The organism is Occallatibacter sp., from assembly GCF_049582745.1.
Lineage (GTDB): Bacteria > Acidobacteriota > Terriglobia > Terriglobales > Acidobacteriaceae > Telmatobacter.
Window position 1 is genome coordinate 1 of record NZ_JBAUUO010000172.1, and the last position, 8,886, is coordinate 8,886.

The 8,886-nt window shown below is 56.3% G+C and carries 5 protein-coding genes; 1 reads left to right on the forward strand and 4 read right to left on the reverse strand.

Annotated features, from left to right (window positions below; translation table 11 throughout):
• Positions 1-332 precede the first annotated feature (332 nt).
• Both WCA10_RS24565 and WCA10_RS24570 read right to left on the reverse strand, forming a co-directional pair.
• The gene (locus WCA10_RS24565; protein WP_472825186.1) at positions 333-725 is read right to left on the reverse strand and encodes a hypothetical protein; all 393 of its coding nucleotides are present in this window, start codon (positions 723-725) and stop codon (positions 333-335) included.
• 185 nt (positions 726-910) lie between these two features.
• Complete coding sequence (locus tag WCA10_RS24570) at positions 911-3,028, reverse strand: hypothetical protein (RefSeq protein ID WP_472825187.1); 2,118 nt, start codon at positions 3,026-3,028, stop codon at positions 911-913.
• A gap of 127 nt (positions 3,029-3,155) precedes the next feature.
• Here WCA10_RS24570 and WCA10_RS24575 point away from each other — a divergent pair, with 127 nt between their 5' ends.
• Positions 3,156-5,924 (forward strand): protein kinase domain-containing protein, encoded by a 2,769-nt coding sequence (locus tag WCA10_RS24575; protein ID WP_472825188.1) that lies wholly within the window; start codon positions 3,156-3,158, stop codon positions 5,922-5,924.
• Positions 5,925-6,132: 208 nt separating this feature from the next.
• Here WCA10_RS24575 and WCA10_RS24580 read toward each other — a convergent pair whose 3' ends face one another.
• Positions 6,133-7,647: a Gfo/Idh/MocA family protein gene (locus WCA10_RS24580; RefSeq protein ID WP_472825189.1), complete on the reverse strand. Its 1,515-nt coding sequence runs from the start codon at positions 7,645-7,647 to the stop codon at positions 6,133-6,135.
• Positions 7,648-7,731: 84 nt separating this feature from the next.
• The gene (locus tag WCA10_RS24585; protein ID WP_472825190.1) at positions 7,732-8,511 is read right to left on the reverse strand and encodes a sugar phosphate isomerase/epimerase family protein; all 780 of its coding nucleotides are present in this window, start codon (positions 8,509-8,511) and stop codon (positions 7,732-7,734) included.
• Between the last annotated feature and the right edge of the window lie 375 nt (positions 8,512-8,886).

Below are 8,886 nucleotides of genomic sequence, written 5' to 3' on the forward strand. Positions count from 1 at the left end.
CGATACGCGCGGATCAGCCATCTTTGCCGTCCTCCTGGCAACCACCAGCCGAAATCCAGGCCATTGAATTCCCATACCCGGTAGATCACCGCGTCCGCCGAGAACCGCACCGGCTCACTTCAAACGACCCTATCGAAACTGCCCCAAAAACTCCTGGGGCAATCCACCATCGTTGCGTTGGGGCAGTCCCGATAGGGACCTAACGTTTATCGTTACCGATCAATCGAATGAAGTTGTTTTTGGCAAATCGATGCTGATTGAGTGCTTTGCGCTGGGCGCAGCGGTTCAATCTCTACCTGTCCGCAGTAGCATCAAGATGCGATCAAAAGAGATCATCCCGCGTACTTCCAGTTGACTCTCTTGACTGTAATTCCTTGTTTATGCCAGGCGTCGATCTTGTCTTTTAGTGCTGCATCGGGATTTTTGGGATCCACCTGCGTGCACGTTACAGAGAGTGCTCCCGCATCACCGGATTGGCCGACATAGCGCCGAAAGTCCTTCGCCCACGGCTCTTCGAGCATCGTGACCTGGTCAACCGGAGGCACATGGAAAGCGGAACTAACCGTGATGCCATGCGCGTTGGAGCTTGTATAGCAGATCATGTATGCGCCGTTGCGACCAGTCGAAGATGCCGCGAAAGCAGCCGGCGAACTGGCGGTGTTGCTGCTGCAGGAAATACAAGCCACGCCGAGAGAAACCATCAGCCACAAACTCTTATTCTTCAATTTCAGCCCCCTATTCCCATGCGAACTCACCGATTGTTCCTTTACGTTAACGGGACGCAGAAGCACTGGATGCAGCGCCGAAAGGATTCGTCGAGCTGCTATTCGGCGCCAGCGTCCGACCGGCCTTGAGATTCACAGGCGATGGAAGAAGCTCTGCCTCCAGTTCAGAATTCTGTCTTCACGGGCTAATGCGCGGCCGCGACCGCAGGCCCGCCGCCCAAAATGCCCGCAACACTGCTGCTGGAGGCAGGTGTGATGGTTACGCGCTTGAAGGAATCGCCATCGTGCACGAGGACCACAAGGCCACTATTGCCGTCAGCCTGCCAGGCCTGTGGTTGAAACCCCCCAGGAGACGGCGCACTACCATCCAGCACCGGCTTGTTGTCGGCGAAGATGCGCACGTTGGGTCCCTGGCGAAAGTTCCAGAACAGGTGGTTGCTGTCGGAGCTGAAAGTGAGATTCGACAGCGCATTTCCCTGACCTTGCGGCATGTATTTTCCGTCCAGGCAGACTCCTTCTTCATTTCCGGCAGATGGGCTAGTGGAGTGGCAGAAGTAGGCGATGTGTTTGCCGTTGGGACTGAATGTGTAATACGAACCGTTGACCTGGAACGCGCTATACGCACGCTGCGGTACACCGTCCAGATAGACGATCGGCCCATTGCTGTTTTGGACTACGTACGCATAGTGAGATCCATCCGAGTCGAACTGCGGCTGGAAGATCTGGCCGGGAAGCGTGGGGAGCATCTTGCCATCGAGCACGATCTGGTTATACCCGGCGGCCATCACGTGGTTTCCTACAGGCGCAATGGCGACCCAGGTGAGCTGGTGAATGGCATCTGACTCCTGATCTCCCAGGACCAGAAACTGGCTCCCGCTCCCGTTGTCTCCCACGTACACAACCTTGGAGCCATCCGCCGTAAACGCCACCGTGCTCTGGGGTCCGACCGGATTGTTCCATATCGAGAACGCGTCGAAGCGCGCGTATGTCTCTCCGCGTTTTCCATCCGTGAACATCGATGCGCGACCATTGGTGTCATGGACGATTGCCGCGCAGTGCTTTCCGTCTGCGCTGAACACCACATCTCCGATGCTCGAGCCACCGGGAAAATTCGGCGAAACAACTTTGCCGCCAGCGACAAGGAATTGATACGGGTTGGGAATACCAGCCGCGCGAGTCACCTTAGCGACCATCATGGGCCCGGCCGGAGCCGCATAGAGCATCACCGTATCGGTCTTCAGGATGGGTTTGCCGTCCATCAAGACGTCCCATTCCGACTTCGGCTGCGTGATGCGATTGATGGAAAAGAGATGCTGGCTGTCGCCGCTCCACTGCAGGTTATCGCCGTTGTAGCTGGCCATTTTTCCGTCGACGATAAGGCGTTCGGGGCCGGCGGAGTTGGAGGGGTCGAACCAGTGATAGGCGAAGTGCTCGCCATCGGGGCTGAATCCAAAGCTGCGATAGTCTTCACCCATGCCGCCCGGGCCCGCCGTTCCGTCCCATACAAAGCGCACCATGTCATGGCTGGCGTCATACCGGATGGAACTGGTGAAGTACACATGCTTGCTGTCGGCGGAGAAACGAATCCCGCCGCAACTGGCATCGCCGATGATGTTTTGCATATTCCCCTTTGAATCGCGGAAAATCTCTTTCCCGTCCAGCATGACCACGTAGTCGCTTCCCATCAGCGCGCAATAGGCGTAGTGGTTGTTATCCGGGCTGAAAGTCACTCCGGTTGCGCGGTCGCCCTGATTGAACACCTGGTCGACCCTCGGCCCCGCCTTCCCGTCAACAATGATCGACCACTTGCTGCCGTTGGGCGCGAGACTGGCGAGATGCACCTGTCCGGGACTGATTTCGATCTGCGACCCTTGCGAATAGGGTCCAACGACAAGCGGTACAATTCCCGTTCCCGCCGGCGATGTGAAGGGGCCAGTCCAATGGCCTCCACCGGAGACAATTGGCTGCGTATTTGCCGCAGGCTGTGCGGAGTTTGCAGTTGCTCCTTGAGCCGCAGCCTGTACCGGTGTCGTCGTTGAACATGGATTGGCGGATGCGGCCGCGGTTGGGGAGGGCTTCTTTTTAAATAAAGCTCCGAGCTGTTTTCCCGCGTTCTGCAGATTCTGTTTTTCGGCCGCGAGGACTGAGCTTGTTTGGCCAGCCGAGCCATTGGCCGAAGTCGTGGGGCAAGGTGGTAAGGCATTCTGTGTGTTCTGACCATTCACGGGGGGTGAAAATGCCAAAGAGCAACTTAGCGCCCACAGAGAAACAAGCTTCTGGGGATAAGAGGCAAGATTCTGCATAGCGACCTCTGAGGAATGTCTTGTTATGCTTGATGCACTCGGACTTTCCCCACCGAATCTAGCCCTGGCTTAATACGGCGTCCTGACGAAGTTATCAAGGAATTATCAAGGATGTAAGCCTATGCTCATGAGCGACTTACACCAGGAACTCGCTGGCAAATCCGATCGTCGCTGGCTATTCGCGGAGTGCGAATTCGATGAGACGAGGCTTGAACTTCGCGTTCACGGAGCCCCTGTCGAACTCGAGCTGAAGCCTCTGGAGGTTCTGCGGCTCCTCTTACATCGAGCGGAGGAGGTGACGAGCAAGGATGAAATACTCGGATCTGTTTGGCCTGGCCTGACCGTCGTTGAGGGTTCGTTGGCGACCGCGATCTACAAACTGCGCAAGGCCCTCGGTGACGAAGACTCCTGCATTGTGAAGACCGTTCAGCGTGTGGGTTACCGCATGGGGGTCAAAGTACGAAGCATGCCAATTGCTTCTTCCGTTGCCAAGATGCCGCTGAAACTTGACGAGGGAGCGTGCGTACCCGGACGCGACCATTGGCGCCTCGTGCGCGCGCTGGATGCCAAAGATTCGGGAACGGTCTGGTTGTGCCGCAACCCTAAGTCCCAGGAAACGAGAGTCTTCAAGTTTGCGAATACTGATCGGCGACTCAAGAGCCTGAAGCGTGAAGCAACGATTTTTCGGTTTCTTCGCAAAAGCCTCGGAAAACGGGAGCAGTTTGTTCGTGTCTATGAGTGGAACTTCGATACCGTGCCCTACTTTCTGGAAAGTGAATACGGTGGCCAAAATCTGGCAGAATGGGCGGCATCGGAAACGGGACTTGCGCGAGCAACGCGGGAATCTCGTGTTCGTCTCGCGGCTGAGATCTCACGTGCCGTTGCCGATGCACATGCCGCAGGTGTGATTCACGCTGACTTGAAACCATCGAATATCCTGATCTCACCCGGACAGGACGGCGATTGGAACGTGAAGGTGTGCGATTTCGGAAGCGCACTTCTCCTTGAGCCAGGACAGTTGTCGAGGATGGGAATCACCAATTTCGGATTCACCCGCACGACTGAAACCGCCTCGTCGATGACCGGAACGGTCCCTTATCTTGCTCCGGAGGTGCTCTTTGGACAGGCGCCCACCGCGGTCTCCGATGTGTACGCTCTTGGCGTCATTCTCTATCAGATCGTGGTCGGCGAATTGCGAAGGCCCCTGTCTCCGGGCTGGGAGGCGCAGATTGATGATCCACTTCTTCGAGAGGATATAAGCGAGGCAGCGTGCGGCGACCCCGTACTCCGAATGAAGGATGCCGCAACGCTGGCAGGGCAGCTTGAAAGACTTGATGAGCGCAAAGTGGAGCGCTCAAAACTCGAGGAAGTGAGGGCGCGCGAGAGCCTGGCGGCACACAGGCGAGAGCGACTTCGCGCAAATCGGCCCTGGATGATTACGGCTGCCGCTGCGCTCATACTCTCGATTCTTGTTGTAGGATTCACCGTTCGGCGAACTAATTCCGCCGGCGCTCCAAAAGTGCCGGTTGCGATGAAAGGAGCGGTTGCGATATTGCCGTTTCGGAACGAAAGCCAGGACAGCACGCTCGGCTACCTGAGCTTTGCATTACCCGAGGAAATCGAAAACCAGCTCAGTTTTGCGCATTCGCTTCCGATCCGGCCTTTCTCGTTAACGAGCAGATTCGATTCCGCGAATCGCGAGCTAACTTCGATCGGCAGAGATCTGCAGGTTGCAAAAGTCGTGACTGGCAGCTACCTTCGTACGGGACACAGTCTCGCAATCACCTTGGAAGCGTTCGATGTCGATCCCAGCCGCCTCATCTGGCAACGTAAGATCTCGGTCCCGGTAAACGAACTTCGTACCATTCAGGGTCAGTTAGCAGGGCTGACGCGGACCGAACTGGCTCCTGCGCTTGGTGCAACAGGGATGACAAACGAGGGAGAAGCTCACTCGCTGGATGAGCAAGCATACGAGTCTTATCTGCAGAGCTTCGCCTTCCCTTCCGGTCCGGATGGCGCAAACAAGCAGGGGATTGCACTGCTCGAGAAATCGGTCGGAGAAGCCCCAGATTTTGCACCGGCATGGCAAGAATTGGCACAACGAGAATACTACGAGCTTCGCTATGCGGACGGGGGTAGGGCCGCAGAGCAGAGTTGGCTCAATGATCTACACCGTGCTTTGGATCTCGATCCGGGCAATGTTGCAGTGTCAACATCGTTGATCGTTCACCAGGTGGAGAGTGGTCATGGTTCCGCCGCGCTGCCAATGGCGTTTGACCTTGTGCGCCGTAGACCCGATAAGTCGCACGCTCATTTTGCACTCGGTTACGTGTTTCGATACGCGGGCCTCTTGCAAGAGGCAGCAAAGGAATGCGACGCAGGCTTCGCCATCGATCCATTCGGGCTGCGCTCCTGTGCGGTAGTGTTCATTGAGCTCGGCAATTATCAACGGGCGGAAGACTATCTACACATCGACCAAAGAACCGAGTGGACCAATGCGATAACCATCCACCTGTTGGTAAGGCAGGGAAGGCTTTCCGACGCGATTCAGGTTGAAGAACCGCATATCGCGGGGTGGGAGAGCTTCAATTTGTTGGCAGGATGCCTGCGACACGAATCGCCCGATCAGATTGCCAAGTTGGCGAAGCGGGTGAAGGCATCCTCTGATCCAGAGACGAACTACTTCTCAGCTATGCATCTGGCTTACTGCGGTCAAGAACGTGCCGCTTTGGAGATGCTGCGTACAGCCGTGAAGGGTGGATATTGCTCTTATCCGGCGCTCGATTCCGAGCCTTTCTTTGAAGGCATTCGTAACGAACCGGAGTTTCAAGTTGCCCGACAAGCTGGCATGGATTGTCAACGAAACTTCGCCACTCGTAGTAGTGTCCAACATTGATCAAAGCGACGAATTCCCTATCAGCGACAAAGATCGTAAGCGCGCATTTTCCGAACTCAAACACAAGCCAATTCTAATGGTACTGCCATCTATGTTTGGGATCGGTACCGGTAAGTCGGCTCTGCTGTAGGAATTCGGAACGCTGAAGAAAATCGCATCTGGCTGGCGCGACCCGTCTCAGAGGAGCGACAGGGTTAGGCAACGATTCTCATTGTGCTCGCGGATCCCAACCCTTCCGGTATTCCCGGCTCAGATACTTATCAGCCTCTGCCACATTAGTGACCTTTTGAGATTGCCCGTCGTAAAGCAGTTTCTTGCCTGTCCGCAGTGCGACCGCATACAAGTTAACCGCCTCTGAAATTGGACCCGCATTCAAGAAACATGAGGGCGATTGCGGGCCGCCGCGCACAGCGGCAATCCACTGGCGCATCCCCGACGGAACCACGCCGCGTTGGCCTCGGACGCGAACTGGAGCAACCAGATCCTTCGGCATCCTTCCTTGCAGTATCAGATGTGGATCTTCAAGGAGAAAGCCAGCCAGGATCTTTCCCTTGCTGCCGACGAACATCATGCCCTCGATAGGAAGCTCTTCGTTATCGATCTCAAGCTCCTCCGGCGTCGGGGGACGCATCCCGCCGTCGTACCACACCAGGTCCACAGCGGATCTTTTCCCGCTTGCCGGGTATTTGAAGCGGACGGTACTGGCCGTCGGAAAGGAAAAGTCGTTATTCACTGTGAACGCGATTCCGTCCTTCAACCCACATGTGTGAGTTAGCGTGGGTTCGACGCTGATGGGTGATCCCAACTCCAAGGCATTGAAGACCGTCCACAGGCTGTAATGCCCCATATCCGCCATGGAACCGCCTCCGAAGTCATACCACCCGCGGAATACCATGTTTGTATAGTCGGGCGAATAGGGCCGGTAGGCCTCAGGACCAAGCCACAAATCCCAGTCAAAGCCTTCCGGAACAGGCGTGGAAGCAGTGGGCACGCTGGTGTACTGCGGCCACACAGGACGGTTCGTCCAATTATGGATTTCACGCAGATCGCCGATTACCCCACCGTTGATCCAGGCCATTACCTGATCCATCGATCCATTTGCTTCCCAGGGCATGAAGTGCGTGGCAACCCGGGTTTCTCGCGCAGTGTCTATCACCATTCTTGCTTCCTGCAATCGATTGGCGATGGGCTTGTGCATGATCACGTGCTTGCCCCTCTTCATGGAGGCGATGCTGATGATGCCGTGAAGATGATCTGGCGTCATGATCTTGACTGCGTCCACGTCTTTTTCTTTGTCCAGCAATTCGCGGAAATCGGCATAGGAAGAGCAGCCCTTGAACGCGCCGCCCGGAAGCTCGGTCGCGTAGTATGTCTCGACAAAGTTTTTGGCTACATCGCGGCCTCCGGGGACAGTTCCTTCGGTTCCCGCCATCCATTCGGGCTTATCGAGGACCGTCCGCAGTTCATTGAGAAGGTCATCCGTTCCCCAGTCCCGGTATCCGATTGCATGCTTTGAAGGGTCGCAGACGGCGACAATCTGGATTTCCGGAATCGCCATCAGTCTCGGCATCTCGCGAAGACCCTGCGTGCCTGTGCCGATGTGAGCAACCGTGATTTTGTCGCTCGGAGGGACAACGCCGCTTCCGCCCAGTACATGCCTGGGAAGAATAGTGAAACAGGCGGAGGCGGATGCGGTTTCAAGAAACGTGCGGCGATTCATCATATCTGTGACCCTTTCTGCTTCGCATTGCATTAGAAGTGGCAGGACCGGTGTCCGGCTTCACGCAACGGCGCGCCAAGCCCTTTGTCACACCTGGAGTTGATGAAGATAAGGCACGCTGGCTTTCATCAGGGGCAGGTCCATTTCGACGAAGTAGTTCCTGACTCCTCCTGTCTTCGCGGCCGCGAAAATCTTCTTCCAGTCGAGCGTGCCCTGGCCCACCGGCACAATGGAGCGCGTCTTCGCCGACCATCCCTGCACGTGCATAGATATGAATCGACCGGGATACTTCGCAAAATATTCAGCCGCGTCAAATCCCTCGCTGATCGTCGATACCTGGAACTGGAACTGCACAGCTTTTGGATCGAGAAGCTTGAACAGCAGGTCGTAGGTGCGCTGGCCATCTACCGTCGTGCATTCGAAACCCTCGTTGTGGAGACCCTGCACAATGCCCGCTGCCGCAGCACGCTCGCCGATCTTTTCGTATTCCTCAGCGGCGCGCTTCAGATCATCCATCGTAGGATTCTTTGGGCCGCCTAGGCTGGCGACCAGCATCTGCGTCATCCCCATGTCCTTGGCCCATGCAATGCGCCCATCTTGGTCCTTGCGCAACTCGTCGAGTGAGAAATGGCTGCTCGCGCAGGTCAGGCCCGCGTCTTGAATGATGGATCTCAACTCCTTTCCGCTGTGTTTCCTTAGGCCCCCGAAACCCGAGTCGGCGTACCCCACGGGTGAGCACATTTCGATACTCTGGAAACCTGCGGCCGCCAACTGCTTGAGAGTTCCCGGAAAATCGTTCGCAATCATGCTGCGCACCGGCCAGGTCTGACAGCCGATAGGAAGCCCAAGAGGGTTCGCATGAGCCATCTTCTCTCCCGACAATAGAAGTTCACCGAGGGCTACGCACATGCCCGCCTGTTTTACAAATGTTCTTCTCGAGAAAATCCGCACCTGTTTCTCCTTGAGTTACGACTGCGAGGACATTGTAAGCGGGACGGCGCATCGGGGCAGAAACAAACGCAACGCTGTGCGGGGTCTGAGCCTCGTCTGATGGCGCCGTTGAATAGGTACCGCGATGGTCGGCCAGTGTTTACAAATCCAATCGACTTGGACGAAAAACGTCAGGACTCTATCGGAGCTGCTCCGCGCGATGAGGCGCAATGAGTGGCAGGAGACAGCGCGGAGCAGGTCGGATAGAGCGGTTTGAAGGAAGGCGCTGGCGCGATCGGAGCACAAATGTTG

Coding starts and splice junctions, on each gene's coding strand:
- WCA10_RS24570 (WP_472825187.1), bottom strand. CDS start 3,028: ATGCAGAATCTTGCCTCTTATCCCCAGAAGCTTGTTTCTCTGTGGGCG.
- WCA10_RS24575 (WP_472825188.1), top strand. CDS start 3,156: ATGAGCGACTTACACCAGGAACTCGCTGGCAAATCCGATCGTCGCTGG.
- WCA10_RS24580 (WP_472825189.1), bottom strand. CDS start 7,647: ATGATGAATCGCCGCACGTTTCTTGAAACCGCATCCGCCTCCGCCTGT.
- WCA10_RS24585 (WP_472825190.1), bottom strand. CDS start 8,511: ATGGCTCATGCGAACCCTCTTGGGCTTCCTATCGGCTGTCAGACCTGG.